At 71.8% G+C, this 24,149-nt stretch carries 22 protein-coding genes; 6 read left to right on the top strand and 16 right to left on the bottom strand.

What is annotated here, in order from left to right; translation table 11 throughout:
- Nucleotides 1–50: 50 nt before the first annotated feature.
- From J7E91_RS16345 to J7E91_RS16325, 5 genes are all read right to left on the bottom strand, one after another.
- On the bottom strand, nucleotides 51–2,204 hold the full coding sequence (locus J7E91_RS16345; protein WP_214904547.1) for a 3-hydroxyacyl-CoA dehydrogenase NAD-binding domain-containing protein: 2,154 nt from the start codon (nucleotides 2,202–2,204) through the stop codon (nucleotides 51–53).
- Entirely contained in the window at nucleotides 2,201–3,427 is a 1,227-nt protein-coding gene (locus J7E91_RS16340) for an acetyl-CoA C-acyltransferase (RefSeq protein ID WP_214904544.1), read from the bottom strand. Before J7E91_RS16340 ends, J7E91_RS16345 begins: the two co-directional genes overlap by 4 nt.
- Nucleotides 3,428–3,610: 183 nt before the next feature.
- Nucleotides 3,611–4,891 (bottom strand): ribonuclease D, encoded by a 1,281-nt coding sequence (locus tag J7E91_RS16335; RefSeq protein WP_214904542.1) that lies wholly within the window; start codon nucleotides 4,889–4,891, stop codon nucleotides 3,611–3,613.
- A gap of 178 nt (nucleotides 4,892–5,069) precedes the next feature.
- A complete protein-coding gene (locus J7E91_RS16330) occupies nucleotides 5,070–5,732 on the bottom strand; it encodes a response regulator transcription factor (protein ID WP_028813689.1) in 663 nt (220 codons plus the stop codon).
- Between the two features lie 232 nt (nucleotides 5,733–5,964).
- Nucleotides 5,965–6,636, bottom strand: a complete 672-nt coding sequence (locus tag J7E91_RS16325) for a DUF3000 domain-containing protein (RefSeq protein WP_214904539.1) — start codon at nucleotides 6,634–6,636, stop codon at nucleotides 5,965–5,967.
- A gap of 90 nt (nucleotides 6,637–6,726) precedes the next feature.
- Between J7E91_RS16325 and hemE the strand changes: the two genes are divergently transcribed.
- Complete coding sequence (gene hemE, locus J7E91_RS16320; RefSeq protein WP_214904536.1) at nucleotides 6,727–7,797, top strand: uroporphyrinogen decarboxylase; 1,071 nt, start codon at nucleotides 6,727–6,729, stop codon at nucleotides 7,795–7,797.
- Between the two features lie 319 nt (nucleotides 7,798–8,116).
- Here the strand turns inward: hemE and J7E91_RS16315 are convergent, their stop codons facing one another.
- A complete protein-coding gene (locus J7E91_RS16315) occupies nucleotides 8,117–9,499 on the bottom strand; it encodes an FAD-dependent oxidoreductase (RefSeq protein WP_214904533.1) in 1,383 nt (460 codons plus the stop codon).
- Nucleotides 9,500–9,549: 50 nt separating this feature from the next.
- Entirely contained in the window at nucleotides 9,550–10,539 is a 990-nt protein-coding gene (locus J7E91_RS16310) for a DUF4349 domain-containing protein (protein ID WP_214904521.1), read from the bottom strand.
- 27 nt (nucleotides 10,540–10,566) lie between these two features.
- Here J7E91_RS16310 and hemG point away from each other — a divergent pair, with 27 nt between their 5' ends.
- Both hemG and hemQ read left to right on the top strand, forming a co-directional pair.
- The gene (gene hemG, locus J7E91_RS16305; RefSeq protein ID WP_374224724.1) at nucleotides 10,567–12,099 is read left to right on the top strand and encodes a protoporphyrinogen oxidase; all 1,533 of its coding nucleotides are present in this window, start codon (nucleotides 10,567–10,569) and stop codon (nucleotides 12,097–12,099) included.
- Nucleotides 12,100–12,103: 4 nt separating this feature from the next.
- The gene (gene hemQ, locus J7E91_RS16300; protein WP_214904514.1) at nucleotides 12,104–12,835 is read left to right on the top strand and encodes a hydrogen peroxide-dependent heme synthase; all 732 of its coding nucleotides are present in this window, start codon (nucleotides 12,104–12,106) and stop codon (nucleotides 12,833–12,835) included.
- A gap of 30 nt (nucleotides 12,836–12,865) precedes the next feature.
- On the opposite strand, the gene J7E91_RS16295 is transcribed toward hemQ, so the two are convergent.
- The 6 genes from J7E91_RS16295 to J7E91_RS16270 form a co-directional block, all read right to left on the bottom strand.
- The gene (locus J7E91_RS16295; RefSeq protein WP_214904510.1) at nucleotides 12,866–14,470 is read right to left on the bottom strand and encodes an alpha/beta hydrolase; all 1,605 of its coding nucleotides are present in this window, start codon (nucleotides 14,468–14,470) and stop codon (nucleotides 12,866–12,868) included.
- Between the two features lie 86 nt (nucleotides 14,471–14,556).
- Nucleotides 14,557–15,081 (bottom strand): TIGR04222 domain-containing membrane protein, encoded by a 525-nt coding sequence (locus J7E91_RS16290; RefSeq protein ID WP_214904507.1) that lies wholly within the window; start codon nucleotides 15,079–15,081, stop codon nucleotides 14,557–14,559.
- A complete protein-coding gene (locus J7E91_RS16285) occupies nucleotides 15,021–16,043 on the bottom strand; it encodes a TIGR04222 domain-containing membrane protein (RefSeq protein WP_214904504.1) in 1,023 nt (340 codons plus the stop codon). Before J7E91_RS16285 ends, J7E91_RS16290 begins: the two co-directional genes overlap by 61 nt.
- Nucleotides 16,044–16,050: 7 nt before the next feature.
- Entirely contained in the window at nucleotides 16,051–17,418 is a 1,368-nt protein-coding gene (locus tag J7E91_RS16280; protein WP_214904501.1) for a DUF692 domain-containing protein, read from the bottom strand.
- A 90-nt stretch (nucleotides 17,419–17,508) separates the two neighbouring features.
- A complete protein-coding gene (locus J7E91_RS16275) occupies nucleotides 17,509–18,294 on the bottom strand; it encodes a DUF4142 domain-containing protein (protein WP_214904498.1) in 786 nt (261 codons plus the stop codon).
- Between the two features lie 135 nt (nucleotides 18,295–18,429).
- On the bottom strand, nucleotides 18,430–19,206 hold the full coding sequence (locus J7E91_RS16270) for an aminoacyl-tRNA hydrolase (protein ID WP_214904495.1): 777 nt from the start codon (nucleotides 19,204–19,206) through the stop codon (nucleotides 18,430–18,432).
- Between the two features lie 85 nt (nucleotides 19,207–19,291).
- Between J7E91_RS16270 and J7E91_RS16265 the strand changes: the two genes are divergently transcribed.
- From J7E91_RS16265 to J7E91_RS16255, 3 genes are read left to right on the top strand one after another with little or no spacing between them, the layout of a single operon-like run.
- Entirely contained in the window at nucleotides 19,292–19,969 is a 678-nt protein-coding gene (locus J7E91_RS16265; RefSeq protein ID WP_214904494.1) for an AIM24 family protein, read from the top strand.
- 56 nt (nucleotides 19,970–20,025) lie between these two features.
- Nucleotides 20,026–20,163, top strand: a complete 138-nt coding sequence (locus tag J7E91_RS16260; RefSeq protein WP_214904492.1) for a hypothetical protein — start codon at nucleotides 20,026–20,028, stop codon at nucleotides 20,161–20,163.
- 43 nt (nucleotides 20,164–20,206) lie between these two features.
- Nucleotides 20,207–20,749: a GNAT family N-acetyltransferase gene (locus J7E91_RS16255; RefSeq protein ID WP_308376633.1), complete on the top strand. Its 543-nt coding sequence runs from the start codon at nucleotides 20,207–20,209 to the stop codon at nucleotides 20,747–20,749.
- Between the two features lie 30 nt (nucleotides 20,750–20,779).
- Here the strand turns inward: J7E91_RS16255 and J7E91_RS16250 are convergent, their stop codons facing one another.
- The 3 genes from J7E91_RS16250 to J7E91_RS16240 all read right to left on the bottom strand — a co-directional run bounded on the left by J7E91_RS16250 (nucleotide 20,780) and on the right by J7E91_RS16240 (nucleotide 24,083).
- Nucleotides 20,780–21,652, bottom strand: a complete 873-nt coding sequence (locus J7E91_RS16250) for a polysaccharide deacetylase family protein (RefSeq protein WP_214904490.1) — start codon at nucleotides 21,650–21,652, stop codon at nucleotides 20,780–20,782.
- 17 nt (nucleotides 21,653–21,669) lie between these two features.
- Nucleotides 21,670–22,560, bottom strand: a complete 891-nt coding sequence (locus J7E91_RS16245; protein WP_214904480.1) for a PPK2 family polyphosphate kinase — start codon at nucleotides 22,558–22,560, stop codon at nucleotides 21,670–21,672.
- A 137-nt stretch (nucleotides 22,561–22,697) separates the two neighbouring features.
- Nucleotides 22,698–24,083 (bottom strand): alkaline phosphatase PhoX, encoded by a 1,386-nt coding sequence (locus J7E91_RS16240; RefSeq protein WP_214904478.1) that lies wholly within the window; start codon nucleotides 24,081–24,083, stop codon nucleotides 22,698–22,700.
- Between the last annotated feature and the right edge of the window lie 66 nt (nucleotides 24,084–24,149).

Below are 24,149 nucleotides of genomic sequence, written 5' to 3'. Positions count from 1 at the left end.
GAGCCCGGCACACCTTTCGGTGTACCGGGCTCAGTCGCGTACAGAAGAGGTTACGCGGGGACGCTCGCCACGCCCTGCGGCAGGAACTTCTTGCCGTTCACGCGCTCCGAGTAGCCCTCACGGTCCAGGTACGGCGTGATGCCGCCCAGGTGGAAGGGCCAGCCGGCGCCGGTGATCAGGCAGAGGTCGATGTCCTGCGCCTCGGCGACGACACCCTCCTCCAGCATGAGCCCGATCTCCTGCGCCACGGCCTCCATGACGCGGGTACGGACCTGCTCCTCGGTCAGGACGGTGTCGCCCTGCTTGAGGAGAGCGGCCACCTCGGGGTCCAGCTCGGGCTTCCCCGAGTCGTACACGTAGAAGCCGCGCTTTCCGGCCTTGACGACCGCCGCCAGGTTCGGCGACACCGTGAAGCGCTCCGGGAAGGCGCGGTTCAGGGTCTCCGAGACGTGCAGACCGATGGCCGGGCCGACCAGCTCAAGCAGCACCAGCGGGGACATCGGCAGACCGAGGGGCTCGACGGCCTTCTCGGCGACCTCGACCGGGGTGCCCTCGTCGATGGTGTTCTGGATCTCGCCCATGAAGCGGGTGAGGATGCGGTTCACCACGAACGCCGGGGCGTCCTTGCAGAGCACAGCGGTCTTCTTGAGCTTGCGGGCGACGCCGAAGGCGGTGGCCAGCGAGGCGTCGTCGGTCTGCTCGCCGCGCACGATCTCCAGGAGCGGGAGGATCGCGACCGGGTTGAAGAAGTGGAAGCCGACGACCCGCTCGGGGTGCTTCAGCTTCGACGCCATCTCGCTCACCGACAGCGAGGAGGTGTTGGTGGCGAGGATCGCGTGCGCCGGGGCGACCGCCTCGACCTCCGCGAACACCTGCTGCTTGACGCCCATCTCCTCGAAGACGGCCTCGATGATGAAGTCGGCGTCGGAGAATCCCTCGGCCTTGTCCAGCACACCGGAGACCAGGCCCTTGAGGCGGTTGGCCTTGTCCTGGTTGATGCGGCCCTTGCCGAGCAGCTTGTCGATCTCGGCGTGGACGTAGCCCACGCCCTTGTCGACGCGCTCCTGGTCGATGTCGGTCAGTACGACCGGCACCTCCAGGCGGCGCAGGAACAGCAGCGCAAGCTGCGAGGCCATCAGGCCCGCGCCGACGACGCCCACCTTGGTGACCGGACGCGCCAGCGACTTGTCCGGCGCACCGGCCGGGCGCTTGGCACGCTTCTGGACCAGGTTGAAGGCGTAGATGCCGCTGCGCAGCTCGCCGCCCATGATCAGGTCGGCGAGAGCGGTGTCCTCGGCGTCGAAGCCGACGCTCAGGTCGCCGTCCTTCGCCGCCGCGATGATCTCCAGCGCGCGGTACGCCGCGGGGGCCGCGCCGTGCACCTTGGAGTCGGCGATGGCCTTGCCGCGTGCGACGGCCTGGTCCCAGGCCTCGCCGCGGTCGATCTCCGGCCGTACGACCTCGAGCTCGCCGCGCAGCACGGAAGCCGTCCAGATCAGCGACTGCTCCAGGAAGTCCGCGCCCTCGAAGATCGCGTCGGCGATCCCGAGCTCGAAGACCTGCTTGCCCTTGAGCTGCTTGTTCTGGTTGAGCGAGTTCTCAATAATGACCGAAACCGCTCGGTCGGCGCCGATCAGGTTCGGCAGCAGCGCGCAGCCGCCCCAGCCCGGAACGAGGCCGAGGAAGACCTCGGGCAGCGAGAAGGCGGGCAGCGCGGCCGAGACCGTGCGGTAGGTGCAGTGCAGGCCGACCTCGACGCCACCGCCCATCGCGGCACCGTTGTAGTACGCGAAGGTCGGGACAGCGAGCCCGGACAGACGGCGGAAGACGTCGTGCCCGCCCTTGCCGATCGCCAGCGCGTCCTCGTGCCGCTTCAGCAGCTCGACGCCCTTGAGGTCGGCGCCGACCGCGAAGATGAACGGCTTGCCGGTGAGGCCGACGCCGACGATGGAGCCCTCGGCGGCCTCCTTCTCGACCTGGTCGATGGCGGTGTTCAGGTTCGCCAGGGACTGCGGTCCGAAGGTGGTCGGCTTGGTGTGGTCGAAGCCGTTGTCCAGCGTGATCAGCGCGAACCGGCCGCCCGCGGCGGAGCCGCTATCGGACGCCGTGCCGGGCAGTTCGAAGTGCCGTACGTGGGCGCTGGTGACGACCTCGTCGGGGAACAGCTCAGCCGCACCCTTCAAAAGCTCAGCGGTCGTGCTCACTTGCTGCCTCCGGCGTCCTTGTGGTTCGGGTTTTCCCAGATCACGGTGGCGCCCATGCCGAAGCCGACGCACATCGTGGTGAGGCCGTAGCGGACCTCCGGCTGCTCCTCGAACTGGCGGGCCAGCTGCGTCATCAGACGCACACCGGAGGAGGCCAGCGGGTGACCGTAGGCGATGGCGCCGCCGTACTGGTTGACGCGCGCGTCGTCGTCGGCGATGCCGTAGTGCTCCAGGAACGCGAGGACCTGGACCGCGAAGGCCTCGTTGATCTCGAAGAGGTTGATGTCCTCGATCGACAGACCGGCCTTCGCGAGGGCCTTCTCGGTCGCCGGGATCGGGCCGTAGCCCATGACCTCGGGCTCCACGCCGGCGAAGGCGTACGAGACGAGGCGCATCTTCACCGGGAGGTTGTTCTCGCGGGCGAAGTCCTCGGAGGCGATGATCGAGGCGGTGGCGCCGTCGTTGAGACCGGCCGCGTTACCGGCGGTGACGTTGCCGTGGACGCGGAACGGCGTCTTCAGGTTCGCCAGCGACTCCAGGGTGGTGCCCGGACGCATCGGCTCGTCGGCGGTGACCAGACCCCAGCCGGTCTCGCCGACATCGGCGTTGGTGCGGCGCACCGAGACCGGCACCAGGTCCTGCTGGATCTTGCCGTCGGCGTACGCCTTGGCGGCCTTCTCCTGCGAGCGCACGGCGTATTCGTCGGCGCGCTGCTTGGTGATGCTCGGGTAGCGGTCGTGCAGGTTCTCGGCGGTCATGCCCATGAACAGGGCGGACTCGTCGACGAGCTTCTCCGACACGAAGCGCGGGTTCGGGTCGACGCCCTCGCCCATGGGGTGGCGGCCCATGTGCTCGACACCACCGGCGATGACGGCGTCGTACGCGCCGAAGGCGATCGACCCGGCGGTCGCGGTGACGGCGGTCAGCGCGCCGGCGCACATGCGGTCGATGGAGTAGCCCGGAACGGACTGCGGCAGCCCGGCGAGGATGCCGGCGGTACGGCCGAGGGTCAGGCCCTGGTCACCGATCTGCGTGGTCGCGGCGATGGCGACCTCGTCGATCTTCGCGGGGTCGAGGGCCGGGTTGCGGCGCAGCAGCTCCCGGATCGCCTTCACGACGAGATCGTCGGCGCGGGTCTCGTGGTAGATGCCCTTCGGGCCCGCCTTGCCGAACGGGGTGCGGACGCCGTCGACGAAGACGACATCCCTGACGGTACGAGGCACGATTGGCTCTCCTCCAGGGTGCGGGGTGGCACTGCTGCACACACGGCACGCCGCGTGGGCGTGCTGCGTACCGCCATGCTACTTGCGGGTAACCAAGCTGCCCAGCCCCCACGGCCGGAGCGGCGAACGTCACACGACGAAGCCCCCGGCCGAGGACGGCCGGGGGCTCAGGTTCGGGGACGCTCAGGTCGCGGCCGTCACGGCCAGCGCCTGGGTCATCAGCGGCGACACCAGCTCCACCTGCCACGGGCGCGCGCCGTAGGACGCCAGCGCGGCCGCCACCGCGTCCGTCGTCGCGTCCTTCGGCGGCTCCCAGCAGACCCGCCGCACCGTGTCCGGCGTGATCAGGTTCTCCTGGGGCATGTTCAGCTCCTCCGCGAGCGCGGACACAGCGGCCCGCGCGGCCGACAGGCGAGCCGCCGCGGCCGGGTCCTTGTCCGCCCAGGAACGCGGCGGAGGCGGGCCGGTGACTGCCGCACCCGGCTGCGGAAGCTCCGAGTCCGGCAGCGCCTTGGCACGGTCGATCGTCTGCTGCCACTGCTCCAGCTGCCGGCGCCCCATGCGGTGGCCGAACCCGGGCAGTACGGACAGCGCCTGTACGTTCGCCGGCACGGCCAGCGCCGCCTCGACGATCGCGGTGTCGCTCAGCACCTTGCCGGGTGACACGTCACGCCGCTGGGCGATCCGGTCCCGCGCGTTCCACAGCTCCCGCACGATCGCCATCTGCCGCCGGCGGCGCACCTTGTGCATTCCCGACGTACGACGCCACGGGTCCTTGCGGGGCGGCGCGGGCGGGGCCGACGCGATGGCGTCGAACTCCTGGCGGGCCCACTCCAGCTTCCCCTGCCGGTCGAGCTCCTTCTCCAGCGCGTCCCGCAGATCGACGAGCAGCTCCACGTCGAGCGCGGCGTAACGCAGCCAGGGCTCGGGCAGCGGGCGGGTGGACCAGTCGACCGCGGAGTGGCCCTTCTCCAGGGCGTACCCGAGGACGGACTCGACCATCGCGCCCAGGCCGACGCGCGGGAAGCCCGCGAGCCGGCCCGCCAGCTCGGTGTCGAAGAGCCGCGTCGGCATCATGCCTATTTCGCGCAGGCACGGAAGGTCCTGCGTGGCGGCGTGCAGGATCCACTCGCTGCCGGCGAGGGCTTCGCCCAGGCCGGAGAGGTCGGGGCAGCCGACCGGATCGATCAGCGCACTGCCCGCGCCCTCACGGCGCAGCTGCACGAGGTAGGCGCGCTGCCCGTACCGGTACCCGGACGCGCGCTCGGCGTCGACGGCTACGGGCCCAGTGCCACGGGCGAAAGCCGCGATGACTTCATCAAGGGCCTCTTGCGTGGCAACCACCGGCGGAATGCCTTCGCGAGGCTCCAACAAGGGGATCGGCGCCGTCTCGACGTCGACCGGGGGGGCGCCCCCGGGGTTTCGCAGGTCTGGCTCTGCTGCGGTCTCTTGGGCGTCGGTCACGTGTAAAGGGTATCTGCACGAGCGAACGCCTGACCTGCACTCGTGCTCGAAACTGCGGGTGACCTGCGAAAACCAGTCGCGGTCCGATGCCCCCCGAATGTGCCCTTTCCGGGCGCCGCAATGGGGTGCGCCCGCCGGCGGAACGTTCCGTCGACGGGCGCCTGAGGGGAAGAACCGGTCAGTGAATGATTCCGGTTCGCAGGGCCACCGCGACCATTCCGGCACGGTCGCCCGTGCCGAGCTTGCGTGCGATGCGGGCGAGGTGGCTTTTGACCGTCAGGGCGGAGAGGCCCATCGAGACGCCGATCGCCTTGTTCGACTGGCCTTCCGCGACCAGCCTGAGCACCTCGACCTCGCGGCCGGAGAGCTCTCGGTAGCCGCCCGGGTGGCTCGGGGCACCCGGGGGGCGGCGGTGCATTCGTGCGGCCGCGGCGCCGATGGGGGCGGCGCCGGGGCGGGTGGGGTGCCCGATGTTGTTGCGCGTACCGGTGACGACGTAGCCCTTGACGCCGCCCGCGAGGGCGTTGCGTACGGCGCCGATGTCGTCGGCGGCGGAGAGGGCGAGCCCGTTGGGCCAGCCCGCGGCGCGGGTTTCGGACAGCAGGGTCAGCCCGGAACCGTCGGGCAGGTGGACGTCGGCAACGCAGATGTCGCGCGGGCTGCCGACGCGGGGGCGTGCCTCCGCGATGGACGACGCCTCGATGACGTCACGTACTCCAAGGGCCCACAGATGGCGGGTGACGGTGGAGCGGACGCGTGGGTCGGCCACGACGACCATGGCCGTCGGCTTGTTAGGGCGGTAGGCGACCAGGCTTGCGGGCTGCTCGAGGAGAACGGACACCAGGCCTCCTGGGGGAGTGGCGGAACTCGCCGGCTCGGGGTGAAGCCGGGGGGAACCGTGCTGAAGGGTCATCAACCTCTTCGGCAGCAGGGCCGCTCGCCTTTAGGGAAAGATCACGATTTGGTGCGTAACAATTCGGGCAATTCGGACGAGTGATCGATCATGTGAAGAATTGGCGGCCCGGGCACACGAAAGAGGGCGCGCCCCCGTCCGTGCGCCCCCACGTCTCCTGCTAAGGCGCCTGCGGGCCCCGCCGCTGCGGCAGCGACACCACACCCGCGTCCACCGGACCCGGCCCGTGGCCGGTCACCGGAGGCAGCCCGGCGATCTGCGCCAACAGGTCGCACCAGGCCGCCAGATGCGCCGCCGTGTCCGGCACCCCGCCGCGCCCCTCGCGGGGCGTCCACGACGCCCTGATCTCGATCTGCGTGGCGGGCCTGCGCTCGGCCAGGCCACCGAAGTAGTACGAGCCGGCCCGCGTCACGGTGCCGCTCGCCTCCGCGTACGACAGACCGCGTGCCTCCAGCGCGCCCGTCAGCCAGGACCAGCTCACCTCGGGAAGCAGCGGATCGGCCGCCATCTCCGGCTCCAGTTCCGCCCGTACGAGCGTCACCAGCCGGAAGGTGCCGTGCCAGGCGTCGTGCCCCGCCGGGTCGTGCAGCAGCACCAGCCGCCCGTCCGCCAGGTCCTCGTCGCCGTGCACGACAGCCGCTTCCAGCGCGTACGCGTACGGCGCGAGTCGCTGGGGGGCGCGGGTGGGGTCCACCTCCACCTCGGGACGCAGGCGCGCCGAGCGCAGGGCCTCGACCGCTTGACGGAACGCGGGCGGGGCGGAGTCGCCCCCCGCGCCGCCCCTGTCGTCAGCCTCATCCTCATCCGAAAGTCGTCCCTGAGCCGGAGCCATGCGGGGAAGAGTAGGCGGAACGCGAGCCTCGCGCAGGGAAGGACACCCGCCCCGCGACACCCGCTTCGGCCCGCGTGCGAAGATTTGGGCGTGAGTGCCAATGACCGCCGCCCCGTGGGCAGCCCGCAGAGCCAGACGTACGACTCGGCCTTCCTCAAGGCGTGCAGGCGCGAGCCGGTGCCGCACACGCCGGTCTGGTTCATGCGGCAGGCGGGGCGCTCGCTGCCGGAGTACCTGAAGGTGCGCGAGGGCATCCCGATGCTGGAGTCGTGCATGCGGCCGGAGCTGGTCACCGAGATCACGCTGCAGCCCGTACGCCGTCACGGCGTCGACGCGGCCATTTTCTTCAGCGACATCGTGGTGCCGCTGAAGGCGATCGGTATCGACCTGGACATCAAGCCGGGAGTCGGCCCTGTCATCGCCGAGCCGATCCGTACGCGGGCCGACCTGGCCCGGCTGCGGGACCTCACGCCGGACGACGTCGCGTACGTCACCGAGGCGATCGGAATGCTCACGCGAGAGCTCGGGTCCACTCCGCTCATCGGATTCGCGGGCGCGCCTTTCACCCTCGCGAGTTACCTCGTGGAGGGCGGTCCTTCGCGCAACCACGAGCACACGAAGGCGCTGATGTACGGCGACCCGCAGCTGTGGGCCGATCTCCTCGACCGGCTCGCGGAGATCACCGGCGCCTTCCTGAAGGTGCAGATCGAGGCCGGCGCGTCCGCGGTGCAGCTCTTCGACTCCTGGGTCGGCGCGATCGCCCCCGCCGACTACACGCGCTCGGTGATGCCCGCTTCCGCGAAGGTCTTCGACGCGGTGGCGTCGTACGGCGTACCGCGCATCCACTTCGGGGTGGGCACGGGCGAGCTGCTGGGCCTGATGGGCGAGGCCGGTGCGGATGTCGTCGGCGTCGACTGGCGCGTCCCGATGGACGAGGCGGCGCGGCGCGTCGGCCCCGGCAAGGCGCTCCAGGGCAACCTCGACCCGGCCGTCCTCTTTTCGACGCCGGACGCGGTCATGGCGAAGACCGACGAGGTGCTGGCTGCGGCGGCGGGCCTCGAAGGCCACATCTTCAACCTGGGCCACGGTGTCCTGCCGACGACCGACCCCGACGCCCTGACCCGCCTGACGGAGTACGTCCACACGCGCACGGCGCGCTAGGAGCTGACCGCCTGCGGCGGGCCTTTTCCCCACCCCGCCCCTTCCCGGCTGTGACATTTGCGGCTTCGCCGCGGGGGGCTCCGCCCCAGACCCCGCTCCTCAAACGCCGGAGGGGCTGGATATGCCGGGCAGGGGCGAGATTCGCGGCCCTGGCCGCAAAACTCGGCCCGCCCTGGCGGCAGCCAGCCTGCCCGCGCTGCGGTAACCATCCAGCCCGTCCGGCGTTTGAGGACACGCCCGTAGGGCGTCCGGGGTCTGGGGTTTGCCCCAGGTCGGGAAGGGGCGGGTAGGGGAACAGCCCCGCACGGCTCCGCGTCCCCTACGCTCCCCCCTCCCGTACCGCCGCCACCGCCTTGCGCGCCGCCACCAGGACCGGGTCCCACACGGGGGAGAACGGCGGGGCGTAGCCCAGATCCAGGGCCGTCATCTGCTCCACCGTCATGCGGGCGTGGAGAGCTACCGCCGCGATGTCGACCCGCTTGCCCGCCCCCTCCCGGCCCACGATCTGCACCCCGAGCAGCCGCCCCGTACGCCGCTCCGCCGTCATCTTCACCGTCATCGGCGACGCGCCGGGGTAGTACCCCGCACGGCTCGTGGACTCGATCGTCGCCGTCACGAACTGCAGGCCCTCCGCCCGTGCGTCCTTCTCACGCAGCCCGGTCCGCGCGATCTCCAGATCGCACACCTTGCTGACCGCCGTGCCGACGACACCAGGGAACGTCGCGTAGCCGCCCCCCACGTTCGACCCGATCACCTGACCGTGCTTGTTCGCGTGCGTGCCGAGCGCGATGTGGCGCCGGCGGCCCGAGACGAGGTCGAGCACCTCCACGCAGTCGCCGCCCGCCCAGATGTTGTCGTGGCCCACGACGCGCATGGAGAGGTCGGTGACCAGCCCGCCGTACGAGCCGACCGGCAGGCCCGCGTCCCGCGCCAGAGTGGTCTCCGGTTCCACGCCGATGCCCAGGACCACGACGTCCGCCGGGTAGGTCTCCGCGTCCGTGGCGACCGCCCTGACGCGCCCGTCGTCGCCGGTCAGGACCTTGGTCACCTCGGCGCCCGAGACGGTCGTGATGCCCATGCCGTTCATCGCCTCGTGGACGAGGCGGCCCATGTCCGGGTCGAGGGTGGCCATCGGCTGCTCGCCCCGGTTCAGGACGGTCACCTCGTACCCGCGCCCGACCAGCGCCTCCGCCATCTCGACGCCGATGTACCCCGCCCCGACGACAACCGCGCGCCGCCCCTTCGTCCGCTCCAGCGTGCCGATCAGCGCCTGGCCGTCGTCGAGGGTCTGCACGCCGTGCACGCCCGGCGCGTCGATGCCCGGCAGGGGCGGGCGCACCGGCCGGGCGCCGGTCGCCACCACCAGCTTGTCGAAGCCGGTCCAGGACTCGGCGCCCGATTCGAGGTCGCGCGAACGGACCCGGCCACCCGCCACGTCGATGTCGGTGACCTCGGTGCGGATCCGCAGGTCGATGTCGCGCGTCCGGTGCTCCTCGGGCGTACGGGCGATGAGGTCGTCCCGGTCCGGGACGGCTCCACCGACCCAGTACGGGATCCCGCAGGCCGAGTACGACGAGAAGTGGCCGCGCTCGAAGGCCACGATCTCCAGCTCGTCCGGGCCCTTGAGCCTGCGGGCCTGCGATGCGGCGGACATGCCCGCCGCATCGCCGCCGATGACCACCAGTCGCTCCGCCGCTGCCATGCGTGTCCGTCCCCTCGTCAGTACGTACTGCCGTCAGGACACGCTAAGGGTTACTCCTGCGGCCGCGGCCTCTCCTGCGGCTCCCCGGCGGGCGCCAGCACCTGTGCCCCCCGCTGCGGCAGGCGGCCCCGCAGCAGCCGCCACAGCGCGTACAGCAGCGCGAGCGCCGCCGCGAACGGCGCCACCGCGCCGAGCGCCATCGCGACCCACTTCAGGGTCGTGGTGAACGCGTCCCAGCCGCCACCGAGCGCGTCCAGGAAACCGGGGTCGTCGTCCTCCCGGGCGGTCTCCTTCGCTTCGGGCTCGGAGAGTTCGAGGGTGATGGTCGCCATGGCCGTACGGTCCTTCAGCGACGCCTGCTGCGCGAGCAGCGCCTCCAGCTCCGTCTGACGGGTGTTCAGCTCCCCTTCCAGCATGACCACATCGCTGAGATCGGTCGCCCGGTCCATCATGTCCCGCACCCGCGCGACGCTCGTCCGCTGCGACTTGACGCGGCTCTCGACGTCCACCACCTGGTCGGTGACGTCCTTGGCGTCGGCCTTGCGGTTGAGGAGCTTGCCGGTGCCGGTGAGCTCCTTCAGTATGGCGTCGTACTCCTCCTGCGGGACGCGCAGCACGATGCGGGAGTAGACGTGGCTGTCGTCGATCCGCTCGGTGCTCTCGTTGCCGACGACACCCCCGGCGTTCTCCGCCGCCGCACGGGCCGTGGCGAGCGCCTTCGTGGCGCTCTCGACCTCGACGGAGAGGGTCGCGGTACGGATGACGTGGGTCTTGGCGAGCGGTGGCTTCTTCGCCCCGGCCTGATCGGCGGGTTTCTGCGCCCCGGCCCCGGCCCCGGTCCCCGCATCGGTGTCGGCGCCGCTGCCGGCCGCCCGCTCCTCCTGCCCTCCGCCCTTGCTGTCGGCCGCCGCGCCCCGGGCGCTGTCCCTGGCGGCGCCGTTGTCGCTCGCGCCGCATCCGCCGACCGCGAGTGAAGCGGTGAGCAGAGCGGCCGCCAGGGCCGTGAGCGACCGGTGCCCGGACGTACGTGCTGCACGCATGTCGGTTCCCCCCGAACGTCGTTGTGGGTGTTGCGGATTCGACGTACGGGGCGGGGGAGGGGGTTGCCGTTTTCCGGTCCCGAAGCGGTCACGGTCAGGACTCGTTCCGGGTTTGAGAGAGTGGACCCCATGAACGTGGAATCTCGTACGGGCCATGTCGTCGTCATCGGCGGTGGCATCTCCGGGCTCGCCGCCGCCCACCGGCTGGTCGGCGCCGGTGCCCGCGTGACCCTGCTGGAGGCGACGGACCGGCTCGGCGGCAAGCTCCTGGCGGGCGAGATCGCGGGTGCGCCCGTCGACCTGGGTGCCGAGTCGATGCTCGCCCGGCGGCCCGAGGCGGTCGCCCTCGCGCGCGAGGTGGGGCTCGGGGACCGTCTCCAGCCGCCCGCCACCGCCACGGCGTCGCTGTGGAACCGGGGCGTGCTCACCCCGATGCCGAAGGGGCACGTCATGGGCGTGCCCGGCGACCCGTCGGTGCTAGGCGGAGTCCTGTCCGCCGACGGCCTCGCGCGGATGCGCCGCGACCACGAGCTGCCGCGCACCGACGTCGGCGACGACATCGCGCTCGGCGAGTACGTCGCGGCCCGCCTCGGCCGCGAGGTCGTCGACCGGCTGGTGGAACCGCTGCTGGGCGGCGTGTACGCCGGTGATGTGTACCGCACCTCGATGCGCGCCGCCGTACCGCAGCTCTTCGAGGCGGCGCGTACGTACGACTCGCTCCTCGACGGCGTACGGGAGATCCAGCGCAGGGCCTCCGCGAACCAGCAGACCGGCCCCGTCTTCATGGGCATCGAGGGGGGCGTGGGTACCCTGCCCGACGCCGTCGCGGACGCGGTGCGGGCCAAGGGCGGCGAGGTTCTGCTCCGGACCCCCGTGCTCGGGCTGACGCGCGGCGCCGACGGCTGGCAGGTGCGTACCGACGAGCGGGTGATCACGGCCGGCTCCGTCGTCCTCGCGGCCCCCGCCTGGGCCGCCTCCGCGCTGCTCGCCGCCGAGTCACCGGCCGCGGCCGCCGAGCTGGCCGCCGTCGAGTACGCGTCGATGGCCCTGGTCACCATGGCCTTCCGGCGCCGGGACGTGCAGTCGTCGCTGCCGGAGGGCTCAGGATTCCTCGTGCCGCCCGTGGACGGGCGCACGATCAAGGCGTCGACGTTCTCGACCCGCAAGTGGGGGTGGGTGGACGCCGCCGCGCCCGACCTGTTCGTCCTGCGCACCTCCATCGGGCGCTACGGCGAGGAGGACCACCTGCACCGCGAGGACGACGAGCTGGTGGAGGTGTCACTGCGCGACCTGGGTGCGGCCACCGGGCTCGCCGCCCGGCCCGTCGCCACCGAGGTCACCCGCTGGATCGGCGGCCTGCCGCAGTACCCCGTCGGCCACCCCGACCGGGTCGCGCGGGTGCGCGGCGAAGTCGCGAAGCTGCCCGGACTGCGGGTCTGCGGGGCGGCGTACGACGGTGTGGGCATCCCCGCGTGCGTCGCGAGCGGGTGGCGCGCCGCCGACGAGATCATGCTCACCCCGGACCCGGCGCGGGGCACGGATCAGGGCGCGGGAGAATAGGGACATGACTGATGCTCCGGAGACTGTGACATCCCCCCGAGGCCCGAACGCCGGCAAGAAGGCCAAGGACCTCAACGACGTCATCCGCTACACCCTGTGGTCCGTCTTCAAGCTGCGCGACGTCCTCCCCGAGGACCGGGCCGGGTACGCGGACGAGGTGCAGGAGCTGTTCGACCAGCTCGCTGCCAAGGACGTCACCGTGCGCGGCACGTACGACGTGTCGGGGCTGCGCGCCGACGCGGACGTCATGATCTGGTGGCACGCGGAGACCGCCGACCAGCTCCAGGAGGCGTACAACCTCTTCCGCCGCACCAGGCTGGGCCGCGCGCTGGAGCCGGTCTGGTCGAACATGGCGCTGCACCGCCCCGCCGAGTTCAACAAGTCGCACATCCCGGCCTTCCTGGCCGACGAGACCCCGCGCAACTACGTCTCGGTCTACCCCTTCGTGCGCTCGTACGACTGGTACCTGCTGCCCGACGAGGACCGTCGCCGCATGCTCGCCGACCACGGCAAGATGGCGCGCGGCTTCCCGGACGTGCGCGCCAACACGGTCGCCTCGTTCTCGCTCGGTGACTACGAGTGGCTGCTGGCGTTCGAGGCCGACGAGCTCTACCGCATCGTCGACCTGATGCGCCACCTGCGCGCCTCCGAGGCCCGCATGCACGTGCGCGAAGAAGTGCCGTTCTACACGGGTCGGCGCAAGTCGGTCGCAGACCTGGTGGCGGGCCTCGCCTGAGCGGCGGCCCACCACCCCCGACCCGGAAGATCAGACGGTGGGCGCAGGCTCCTTCGCCACTGCCCGCTTGTCCAGCGACACCGGGTTCGGCTCCCGGTGCGGCGCGCATTGCGCGCGCCGCACCGGCGTCCGACCGGTCAGGAGATACGTCTCCAGGTGACCGTTGACGCACTTGTTCCCGCCGCCGCCGATACCGTGCGTCCCCGCGTCCCGCTCCGTGACCAGCGCGGAGCCGGCCAGCCGCCGCTGAAGTTCCAGCGCGCCCGGATACGGCGTCGCCGCGTCCCGCTCGGCGGCCAGGATCAGCGTCGGGGGCAGCTCACCCGGCCGCGTACCGACGTCCAGGGGCTCCTGGCGCGGAGCGCTCCAGTACGCGCACGGCAGGTTCATCCACGCGTTCGCCCACGTCTCGAAGGGTGCGCGCTCCGCCAGCAGACTGTTGTCGCGGTCCCACACCCACCACTCGGTCGGCCAGGGCGCGTCATTGCACTCGACGGCGGTGTAGACGGCCTTGCCGTTCTCGTCGTCCTTCGCCGACTCGGGCCTCGGTGACGCCTGCTCGATCAGCGGCTTCGGGTTGCCCTTCAGGTACTCCGAAAGCGCCGTGGCACGCATCGCCCAGTAGTCGTCGTAGTAACCGGCGCTGAGCAGCGCGGACTGGAGCTGACCGGGGCCCACCTTGCCGCCCGCCGGTTCGCGGGCGAGCCGGGCGCGCGCCTTCTCGTAGCTGAGCTGGACCGCGTCGGGCGTGGCGCCCAGGCGGTACGTCCTGTCGTGCTTGGCGACCCAGGTGCGGAAGTCCTTCCAGCGCCCCTCGAAGGCGAGCGACTGGTCGAGGTTGTTGCGGTACCAGATCTGCCCGGGGGCGGGATTGACGGCCGAGTCGAAGACCATGCGGCGTACGTGGGAGGGGAAGAGCGTCGCGTACAGCGCGCCGAAGTAGGTGCCGTACGACGCGCTCATGAAGGTCAGCTCCTTCTCGCCGAGCGCCGCCCGCAGCACGTCCAGGTCGCGGGCGTTGTTGAGCGACGTGTAGTGGCGCAGCGCGCTGCCCGCCGTGCGGGCACAGCCGTCGGCGTACGCCTTGGCCTGGGCTTTGCGCTCCTCCTTGTACGCGAAGGAAGGGTGCGTCGGGGCCTGGCTGGGAGCCTGGACGAGCTCCGACGGCTTCTGGCAGGACAGCGGGGCCGAGCGGCCGACGCCGCGCGGAGCGTAGCCGACGAGGTCGTACGCCGCGCCGATCCGCTTCCACTCGGGCAGGACGCCCGCCATCGGGAAGAACATGCCGGACGCGCCGGGGCCGCCGGGGTTGTAGACGAGCGCGCCCTGGCGTGCGGCGGGCTTCCCGGTCGCGCGGGCGCGGCTGACGGTCAGTGAGATCTGGCGGCCGCCGGGGTCGGCGTAGTCGAGGGGGACCTTGACCGTGCCGCACCTGACGTGTTTGGGCAGGCCCTCGGACGCGGGGCAGGCGCCGAAGGCGATGCCGGCGGCGGCCGCGCGGTGGGCGGCGCGCGCGGTGCCGCGGGCCTCGGGGGAGGCGGCGGACTCGGCGCTGCCGGCGGGGGCGGCGACGAGGGCGGTCAGGACCAGGGAGCCGACGGATGCCAGGGTCCCGTACATGGCCAGTGCTCTCATCGCGTTCCCTTCGCGTGCGGTGCGGGACAAAAGGGATACTTGGCGGGGGAGTTGGCGAAGTAAAGCACCGGTGGGCGGTGTCGGGGTCAATGACCCCGACGAGCCGCGAGGGCGGCACGCAGGTGCGGATCGTCGACAGCGCGTACGCCGAGACGGGCGACGGCGGTGAGGAACGCGCGCTCACCGGCGCAGTGGCCGGGCGTGAGCGCGTCGAGCACCCGCCGGCCGGCGGGGGAGGCCCAGCCGGTGTACGGGTGGATCTCGAACCGGGCGATGGCCAGGCAGCCCAGGCTGAGGCCGAGCGGGAGCGCGAACCAGGCGGCGACCAGGCCCCGGCCCGCGGCCTGCTCCTGACCCGGCAGCAGCAGGGACGCGGCGGCCAGGGCCAGGACGAGCAGGGTCGCGGCCCACACGGACCGTACTGCGGAGGCGAGGGGGGCGCGTACGGCGTCGGGGACGGCGAGGCCCGCGGAGACCAGGCGGTCGGCCACGGCCCGTACGGCGTCGGCGGTGGTCGTGGCCCAGGTTCGGCGGGTCGCTCCGCCGCCTGTCAGGAGCTGCTGCCGCAGCTGGAGCCCGAGCTGCAACTCGAACCGGAGCTCGAACTGCAACTGGATCCGCTGCTGCTGCCGCAGCTCGACCCGCCGGAGCCGCTGGAGCAACTGGAACCGCCCGATCCGGAGCCCGAATTCCCCGAGCTGCTGCCACAGCTCGAAGCGCCGGAGGCGGAGCCTGCGCACCAGACCATGGCGGCGGCCGCGTAAGTGGTGCTGCTGCCGCTGTCCGGCGACGGCGTACGGGAGGTGGTGCGGGAGCCGCCCGGTGTCAGCCGCGCCGCCGTGTGCAACTGCTCCCACAGGGCGCGGTCGGGCAGCGCCCGCAGGCCGCGCACCGCGACGAGGTGGCCCGAGGTGGTCCAGTGCACGTGCGAGGCGGCGTACGCGGCGGCCGCCGCGCGGCCCGCCGGGGTGACACGGGCGGCCGCCCGGCCGGCGTTGACGGCACCGCACACGATTCCCCAGACCAGCGCGGGCAGCACCAGGATGATGAACGGGACGGCGAAATGCCCCGCGACGCTCACCGCGATCGCGGTCACGATGCACGCGGGCACACCGAGTATGCAGGCCAGCAGCAGGACGATACTGCCGATGCGCCACTTGCGGCCGGCCTGCGGCGGCACCATCAGGCCGCGGAACGCGAGGCTGTCGCCGATCTCCTGCACCGCCTCGCCGCGCATGACGGCGTGCCGCAGGTTGTGCAGCGCGCCGTTGGGCGCGGCGGCGAGTTCGGCGTACACGCTCCGCTCCACCGGGTCGTGGGCGACGGTGCTCTGCGCCGAGACGACGCCGGGGCCGCCGATCGCGAGGCGGCCGTCGGAGCACATGGTGGCGAGTGCGGTGTCCACGACCCTGGAGGGGCCGCCGTTCAGGAACGCGACCTCCATGAGGTCGTGGATGCGGACGGGCCCGGTGCCGGCCGGGCCGCGGCGGAGGGCGGAGGTGCCCCGGAACAGGATGATCGAGGCCGCCACGATGGCGAGCGTGATGAGCAGGGCGAGGACGGTCGTGGTCATCGGCGCGTCACTTCCTGACGAGTGCGGCACGCGCCGCACGGACGAATCGGGTGGTACGGCGGGGAGGGCGCGGGCCCGCGCGGTCCTGCCACCAGACGGTCAACCGCCTGCGGGCGGCCTCGTCCCCGGCCCGGCCGGTGGCCAGCAGGTGCTCGGCGAAGTCGAGCGCGTCGCGCCGGTAACCGGCCGACATGGGCCGGGACTTGGCATACGCGAGGAACGCGTCGCGGTAGGCGGCGGCCCCCAGGAGCTCTGCGAGCTCCGGGGCGACCTTGGCCACGACGTCGGCCCGCTTCCCGGCGAGCGCACGGCTCTGGACGCGCAGGCGCGCGGAGTCGAAGCCGGCGGGGACGGGGGTTGCGGCGACGAGGGCGGAAAGAAGCGCGGCCTGCGCGAGCGCGACCCGGGTACGGGCGTCGTCACCCCGCCCCGCCCCCGCCCCTTCCCGAGACCGGGGGTGGCCCTCCAGCACCCCGACGAGGCGGGCCTCGCCGCGCTCGGGAGCGGCGGGGGGCGTGGTCTCCGGCCGCCCGGCGCGCTGTGCCGGGGGCGTCAGGGCTGTGCGGATTTTCGTCAGTTCCCTGGCCAGGTCCTCCGGGGGCGGGAAGTTGTCGTCGCGCTCCAGGAGGACGCCCGGCGGGTCCGTGCGGGAGCGGAGGTCCGTCAGGATGTCGAGGACCGGCCGGGGCACGGGGTGGGCGTGCGTGTCGTGCCAGACGCCGTCCTTCTCGATGCCGCCCGCCACGTGGACGTACGCGATCGCCTCCACCGGGAGCTCGTCGAGCGCCGCCGAAGGATCCTCGCCGCGGTTCACGTGGTTGGTGTGGAGGTTGGCCACGTCGATCAGGAGGCGGACGCCGGTCCGGGACACCAGCTCCGCCAGGAACTGGCCCTCCGTCATGTCCTCGTCCGGCCAGTTGATCAGCGCCGCTATGTTCTCCAGCGCCAGCGGCACCGGCAGCGAGTCCTGCGCGATGCGCACGTTCTCGCACAGTACGTCGAGCGCGTCCCAGGTGCGCGGCACCGGGAGCAGGTGCCCGGCCTCCAGAAGCGGGCTTGCCGTGAGGGGGCCTCCCGCCCGTACGAACGCGATGTGCTCCGTGACGAGAGGGGCGCCCAGCGCCTCGGCCGTCGCCGCCAGGTCCGCCAGCCGGGCCGCGTCCGGGCGGTCCGCGCCGCCCAGGCCCAGCGAGACACCGTGCGGGATCACCTTCGTACCGCGGGCGCGCAGCCGGAGGATGGAGTCGGGGAGGTGGCCGGGGCAGAGGTTCTCCGCCACCGCCTCGACCCAGTCGATGCCGGGCAGCGCCTCCACCGCGTCGGCGATCTCCGGCCGCCAGCCGATACCCGTACCGAGACGTCCAAGACGTTCCATGTGTCCCCCTCCTCTGCTTCGTGCAGGGGTAATGGCCCCGGCGCGCCGCGCCGAATCCAGAGGAGGGGACGTTCAGAGGTTGATTTGAGGTTAGGGCGACGGCTCGGGGCGGTTCGTGTTGACCGCCGGGCTGCCGATCTCGCCCTCCGGCTGTGCGGACGGCCGGGAGGTGAAGGTCTGGTCACCGGTCGGCACGGCGGGCGGCGGCGACGGGACCGTCACCGAGCCGTCGGGCGGCGGGGGCCCGGTCGGGCTCGCCGTGGTGTTGCCCGCGGCCTCGTTCGCCAGGGCGTCGAAGTCGACCAGACCGGTGGCCTCCAGCATGGTGATGTGGTCGAGGACGGTCTGGTTCGCGTCGGTCGCCAGCTGCCGTATCAGCGCGTTGCGCGTGGTGTGCCGCACCTGGGCCACGAGGGAGAAGACCTTGCCGTGCGCGTTGCGCAGCAGATTGGCGAACTTGCGCTCGTACTCCGGACCGCTCGCCGCCGACAGCTCCCTGAGCCACCCCTGCTGCTGCTCGTTGGGCTGGTTCGGCAGCGGCACGTTGAGCTGCGCGGCCACTGAACGGGCCCGCTTGTCGAGGTCCGCGTGGCCGACGACCAGGTGGTCGCCGGCCTCCTTGATCGCCTCGCTGGGGGCTCGTTCGATGGCCTGCTGTCCGGCGGGCAGCTCCCACAGGCCCGCCAGCCGCACCTTCACCAGGAAATCCCGGTCGGTGGCGGACAGCGGGCCCCACTGGGTGGCGACCGTGGAGGCGTTGAGGTTGGCCTGGCCGGTGCCGGAGCGGTCCGCGTAGGACCACACGGGGAAGGCGAGTGCGCCGATGGTGGCGACAAGTGCCGCGATGATGAGTGCTGTTCCGTTGATGCGTCGCAACAAAGTGTCTCCCGAGCCGATGCGTTACACCGTCGAACCAACCGCCTGCCGGGCGGCCGGACAACCTACTTGCAAGTATTCGTAGGTACGTGTGACGCAGCCGACGCGTTCAACGGCGCGCGACCAAAATCCGGTTCAGGGCCGCGGCGCCCGGCGGCGCAGCGCCGGGTGGTCCGCGACCACCGTGCAGGAACCGGGGGCGATCTCCGTGAACCCCGCGTCGCGCACTATCGGCAGCCCGCTCGCGGTGAGCTCCCGCCACCGCCCGGCCTCGGGCGTACGTACCGAGAGCGGGAAGCCGGCGGCCTGCCAGGCCTTCCGCTCCACCTCCGACAGCTCCCACCAGGCCAGTTGGGCGCCGTGACCGGCCTGCGCCATCGCCTTGCCCGCCGACATGCCGACGTCCGGGCTCATCCACAGCACCGCGCCCTCGGCGGCGGCCGGGCCCGGCGGCTGGGGATCGTCCAGTTCCGTGCCCGAGACCTGGAGCTTCGCCAGCTCCTTGGGCCAGCCGTCAATGGGGTATCCCCTGCTCGAGCGAAGCCGAGAGCTTGGGGAAGGTACGGGCGGGAAGACCCGCACCTCCGCCGCCTGTCCGGTGACGGTGATGCCGGGGAGCGCCGAGGCCTTCCGCCACTCGCCGCCGCGCGCCCGCCGCACCACCTTGCGGATCCGGGCGTCCTGCCAGAGCCGCATCGTCTCGGCCCACTCGCCCTCGCCCAGCGACCGCTCGTCGGACAGCATCACCAGTACCGCGCGGGCCGCCGTCTCCAGGGCGTCCGTACGGGCCGGCGGAGCGTCCTTCTCGATGTGCACGACCAGCGGCAGCACGAACTGCGGGGCCTCGTCGCGCGCGGTCTGCTCGTGCCGGAAGGGACTGTCGGGGGTCTCGGGGATGTCGTTGTCGCTCACCCGGCCAAGTCTGCCAGCCGGGTACGGGGCATCTCCTCCTCAGGTAGCTTGGCGGAACGGAGGGCTCCGGGCCAGGATGATCCGCATGAAGAGCGATCTTTTTGCCTCAGAGAACATGGCGCAGCAGGCCACGGTCCCCGGAATGACCCTCCAGAACGCCAAGTCGGTGAAGTACGCCGTCAATGGCGAGATGCACGCGCGGCAGGGCTCGATGATCGCCTTCCGCGGCAACCTGCAGTTCGAGCGCAAGGGCCAGGGCATCGGCGGCATGCTCAAGCGCGCCGTGACCGGCGAGGGGCTGGCACTGATGGCCGTGCGCGGCCAGGGCGAGGCGTGGTTCGCGCACGAGGCGCAGAACTGCTTCATCGTCGACATCGAGCAGGGCGACGCGCTCACCGTCAACGGCCGTAACGTGCTGTGCTTCGACTCGACCCTCTCGTACGAGATCAAGACGGTGAAGGGCGCCGGCATGACCGGCGGCGGCCTCTTCAACAGCCTCTTCACCGGATACGGCAAGCTGGCCGTCATCTGTGAGGGCAGCCCGATCGTGATCCCCGTGACCCAGCAGCAGCCGGTGTACGTCGACACCGACGCGGTGGTGGGGTGGAGCGCCCAGCTCAGCACCTCGCTGCACCGCTCGCAGTCGGTCGGCTCCATGATCCGCGGCGGCTCGGGCGAGGCGGTCCAGCTGATGCTCCAGGGCGACGGCTTCGTCATCGTCCGGCCGAGCGAGCTCAAGCCCGAGAAGGCGGCGAGTAGCTGACCTGGCCCGAGGCGGCGCCTGCTCGGGCCCGGGTGGGCCTGAGTAGGCTCGTACGCATGGACGAGAAGAGCCCGCCGTACGCCGAGTGCGTGCTGTGCCGGAAGCCGACCGAGTACCCGGAGTCGGTCAAGGGCGTCGTGTACTGCCCCGTCTGCGAGTGGCAGGAGGCGCAGCGCATGGCCTGCTCGGGGTGAAATTGGGTCGACGGGCGGCCGGGCGAGCGGGATCATCCGCACGGTGACAGATCGAGACGAGCAGCAGCAACAGATCAGCTTCGTGGAGCTGGACGGGGCGGTCATGACCGCCCTGCTCGACGGTGACCTGGCCGAGGCCGGCGCCGAGGCCGGGGTCGCCCTGACCGACTTCTTCCTGACCGACAGTGCGCTGTGGCTGTGGCGCTACCGCCTCGGGCAGATGGCAGACGACCCCGCGCGGGCGCACTGGTGCGGCCGGCTCGCGGTGTGCGGGCCGGGCGGCGAGGTCGTCGGACACGGCGGGTTCCACGGTCCGCCCGACGACCGGGGCATGGTCGAGGTCGGTTACGCCGTCGACCCGGCCTTTCGCCGCCGGGGATACGCCAGGGCCACCCTCACCGAGCTCCTGCGCCGGGCCGCCGCCGAGCCGGGTGTGACCACGGTGCGGGCGTCGATCCGGCCCGACAACGTGGCGTCCCTGGCCACCATCGCCGGTTTCGGCTTCACGGAGACCGGCGAACTGTGGGACGAGGAGGACGGGATGGAGACGCTGTACGAGATTCAGCTCCGCACGAGGGCTTCATGAGGGCTCATGTTCATGGGGGCTCATGAGGGCTCATGACGTCTTCATGAGGTCCGAGACCTTCACGAAGCGGTAGCCGCGCTCGCGCAGCTCCGGCACGATCCGCAGGATCGCCTGCTCGGTCACCGGCGCCGCGCTGCGCGTGCAGTGCATGACCACCAGCGAGCCCGGCCGCACCCCGGCCAGGACCTGCTCGGCCACCGCGTCCCCGTCGCGCGCGAAGGCGTCGCCGCTCACCACGTCCCACTGGACCGCCGTCACCTTCGCCGGGGCCAGTGCGCGCAGGGCCTCGTCGTCGTAACAGCCGCCGGGGAAACGGAAGTACGGGACGATGTTCCGCGCGCCCGCCTTGCGGAACACGGCGAAGGCGCGCTCCACGTCGGTGCGCATCTGCTGCCCGTCGACCGTCGGCAGGCCGTAGCAGGGGGACTTGAAGGCGTGGTGGCTGTACGAGTGGTTGGCGATCTCGAAGAGCGGGTCCCGCCCGATGGAGCGGGCCTGGTCCGGGTACTCCTCGGCCCAGCGGCCCGTCATAAAGACCGTCGCCGGGACCTTCAGCCTGCGCAGGGACGCGATCAGGGCGGGGTTGTCGAAGTGCTCGCCGCGCGCGGCCCGTGGGCCCTGGTCCGCGGTCATGTCGGCGTCGAAGGTCAGCGCGACCGTTTTGGTACGGGTGTCGCGGGCGCGTTCGAAGACGGGGGTGAGACCGCCGGGACCCGCGGCCAGGGTCGGCGGCGCGGCCCGCTCCGGTGACGGGGCGGGTGCGGGGCGGCCGGAGGCAGAGGCGGCCGGGGTCGCCGCGGCCGGGAAGGAGGCGGAACCGTTGGGTCCGCCCGCGCACCCCGTGAGGGCGGCGCACAGCGCCGCTGCCGTCACCAGTCTTCGTCGTCGTACGGGAATGATCACACACGGAAACTATCCGATTATCGGGACAATAGCCGTTTGCGGCACTCCGCCACATCGAAGTCCGCCCTCGGGTACCGCGGATCCAGCGCTTCCAGGTGTTCGAGCAGCAGTTTGCTGACGGCCCAGTTGCGGTACCACTTCCGGTCGGCCGGGACTACGAACCACGGGGCGGCCTCTGTCGAGCAGCGTTCCAGCGCCAGCTCGTACGCCTCCTGGTAGGCGGGCCACAGCGCGCGCTCGTCGATGTCGACCGTAGTGAATTTCCAGTGCTTGTCCGGGTTGTCGAGCCGTTTGAGGAGGCGGCGGCGCTGCTCCTCGTAACTGAGGTGCAGGAACACCTTGACGACGGTGACGCCGTCCTCGGCGAGAGTCTTCTCGAAGCGGTTGATCTGGCCGTAGCGGCGGCCGATCTCCTCGCGCGGCACCAGCTCGCGCACCCGGGCGATCAGCACGTCCTCGTACTGCGAACGGTCGAAGATGCCGATCTCGCCTGGATGCGGCAGCTCCTTCATGATCCGCCACAGGAAGGGGTGGTGCCGTTCCTCGGCCGTCGGCGCCTTGAAGGCCTTGATCCGGCAGCCGGACGGATTGAAGAGGCCGATGACGTGCTTGACGGTGCCGCCCTTGCCGCTGGTGTCCATGCCCTGGAGCACGAGCAGCAGGCGTCGCCGGTCGCCCGCGGTGCTCGCCGCGTACAGGCGCTCCTGGAGACCGGCGAGACGTTCCCCCATCAGGGCGGTCGCCGCCAGGCCGGCCACCTTCAGCGGCGGCGGGCCGGTGGGGAACCCCGGAGTGCCACCGGCGTCGTACGAGGACAGGCTGACCCGTTCGCCCTCGGGGACGCGCAGCAGCTCACTCAGCGGGCCCGCGGACCGCCGCCGCTCCTTCGCGGGTTTCTTCCTGGCCACTGCGCACCCCTTGCCGGTCCCGTCGGTTGCCTCGATCCTGCGACGGTCCGGCGGAAACCGCGACCAGTAGGGGGCCGGGCGGCTTCTCGGGTACGGCGGAGGGGCGGGCCCGTGCGGCCCGCCCCCCGTGCCTCAACTCAGCCGTGGAACGGCCCCGTTACGGCGAACGTCGTACCCGGCGTATAGCAGTTCACGTACATCGTCGCGCAGTCCGGTGAGAACGTGACGCCCGCGAACTCGCCCCACTCCGGTTCCTCGGGCGTGCCGATGTTCTGCCGGCCGCGTGCCATCGCGTACACCTCGCCGCGTTTCGTCAGCCCGTACACGTGCTGCGCGCCGTTGCCGTCCTCGCACACCATCAGGCCGCCGCGCGGCGCCAGGCAGATGTTGTCGGGGGACTCGCCGGGCAGCTGGATGTCCGTACTCGGGCCGAAGACCACGACCAGGGTGAGGCGCCGCTTCTGCGGCTCGTACTTCCACACCTGCCCGAAGTGGTCGGCCGCCGAGCCCTCCGCGCTGCGCGCGAAGCTGGAGACGAAGTAGACGGCGTTGTCGCCCCAGTAGCAGCCCTCCAGCTTCTGGGCGTGCGTGATGCCCTTCCTGCCGAAGTCCTGGAGCCGGATCGGCGTCTCCTCGGCCAGCGGGTCCGGCACGGGCACCCACTCGACGCCGCTGAAGCTCGCGCCGGTCTCCTGGACCACCGACAGGTCGGGTACGCCGGGAACGCGCATCGCCTCCAGCGCGCCGCCCGCGCGCAGCGAGCCGGGGCCGCCGAGCGGCTTCTCGGGCAGGAAGCGGTAGAAGAGGCCGAAGGGCCGGTCGAACGCGTCCTCCGTCTCGTACACGATGCCGCTCCGGGGGTCGACGGCGATCGCCTCGTGCTGGAAGCGGCCCATCGCGGTGAGCGGCACGGCGCCGGAGCGGTGCGGGTCGACGGGGTCGACCTCGAAGATGAAGCCGTGGTCCTTGGTGTAGCCGTTGGTGCCCGCCTTGTCCTCGTTCTCCTCGCAGGTGAGCCAGGTGTTCCAAGGGGTGGGCCCGCCCGCGCAGTTGACGGCCGTACCGGCGATGGCGACGCGCTCACCGAGGACGTTGTTGCGGCCGTCCAGAGCGATGGCCGTACAGCCGCCCTTGGCCGCCGGGTCGTAGGTCAGACCTGCGACCGTCGGGACGCCGAGCTTGGCGGTGTGGCGGTTCTCGTGGTTCCGGACGAGGTGGACGCGGCCGTGATGGCCTCTGAAGGCGCCCATGCCGTCGTGGTTCGAGGGGACCTTGCCCTCGCCCGAGCGCAGCGGACGGCCCTCACGGGAGAGGACCTTGTAGCGGAAGCCCTTGGGCAGGTCGAGGAGCCCGTCCGGGTCGGGCACGAGCGGTCTGTAACCGCTGCGGCCCAGTCCCTGGGCGGCGGCCGTGCCGGCGAAGATCTCCGACACCGACCCGGCGAACGCGACACCGACGCCCAGGGCGCCCGCACGGGCCAGGACCTGCCGGCGTGACGCGGACGATGAGGCTGTTTCAGACATGGGGTATCTCCCTGCTGGCGGACAGGAACGTGTGACCCGCACGTGTGTAGCACGCAAGTGATCTCA

The organism is Streptomyces sp. ISL-99 (assembly GCF_018614005.1).
GTDB lineage: Bacteria > Actinomycetota > Actinomycetes > Streptomycetales > Streptomycetaceae > Streptomyces > Streptomyces flavidovirens.
The sequence above is the reverse complement of the archived record's forward strand: the minus strand, read 5'-3'. Positions and strand labels throughout refer to the sequence as shown.

What these genes read in the sequence shown, in the direction of transcription:
- J7E91_RS16325 (WP_214904539.1), bottom strand. Translation starts at nt 6,636, where the DNA reads ATGGCTCCGGCTCAGGGACGACTTTCGGATGAGGATGAGGCTGACGAC.
- J7E91_RS16315 (WP_214904533.1), bottom strand. Translation starts at nt 9,499, where the DNA reads ATGGCAGCGGCGGAGCGACTGGTGGTCATCGGCGGCGATGCGGCGGGC.
- J7E91_RS16310 (WP_214904521.1), bottom strand. Translation starts at nt 10,539, where the DNA reads ATGCGTGCAGCACGTACGTCCGGGCACCGGTCGCTCACGGCCCTGGCG.
- hemQ (WP_214904514.1), top strand. Translation starts at nt 12,104, where the DNA reads ATGACTGATGCTCCGGAGACTGTGACATCCCCCCGAGGCCCGAACGCC.
- J7E91_RS16295 (WP_214904510.1), bottom strand. Translation starts at nt 14,470, where the DNA reads ATGAGAGCACTGGCCATGTACGGGACCCTGGCATCCGTCGGCTCCCTG.
- J7E91_RS16285 (WP_214904504.1), bottom strand. Translation starts at nt 16,043, where the DNA reads ATGACCACGACCGTCCTCGCCCTGCTCATCACGCTCGCCATCGTGGCG.
- J7E91_RS16280 (WP_214904501.1), bottom strand. Translation starts at nt 17,418, where the DNA reads ATGGAACGTCTTGGACGTCTCGGTACGGGTATCGGCTGGCGGCCGGAG.
- J7E91_RS16265 (WP_214904494.1), top strand. Translation starts at nt 19,292, where the DNA reads ATGAAGAGCGATCTTTTTGCCTCAGAGAACATGGCGCAGCAGGCCACG.
- J7E91_RS16260 (WP_214904492.1), top strand. Translation starts at nt 20,026, where the DNA reads ATGGACGAGAAGAGCCCGCCGTACGCCGAGTGCGTGCTGTGCCGGAAG.
- J7E91_RS16240 (WP_214904478.1), bottom strand. Translation starts at nt 24,083, where the DNA reads ATGTCTGAAACAGCCTCATCGTCCGCGTCACGCCGGCAGGTCCTGGCC.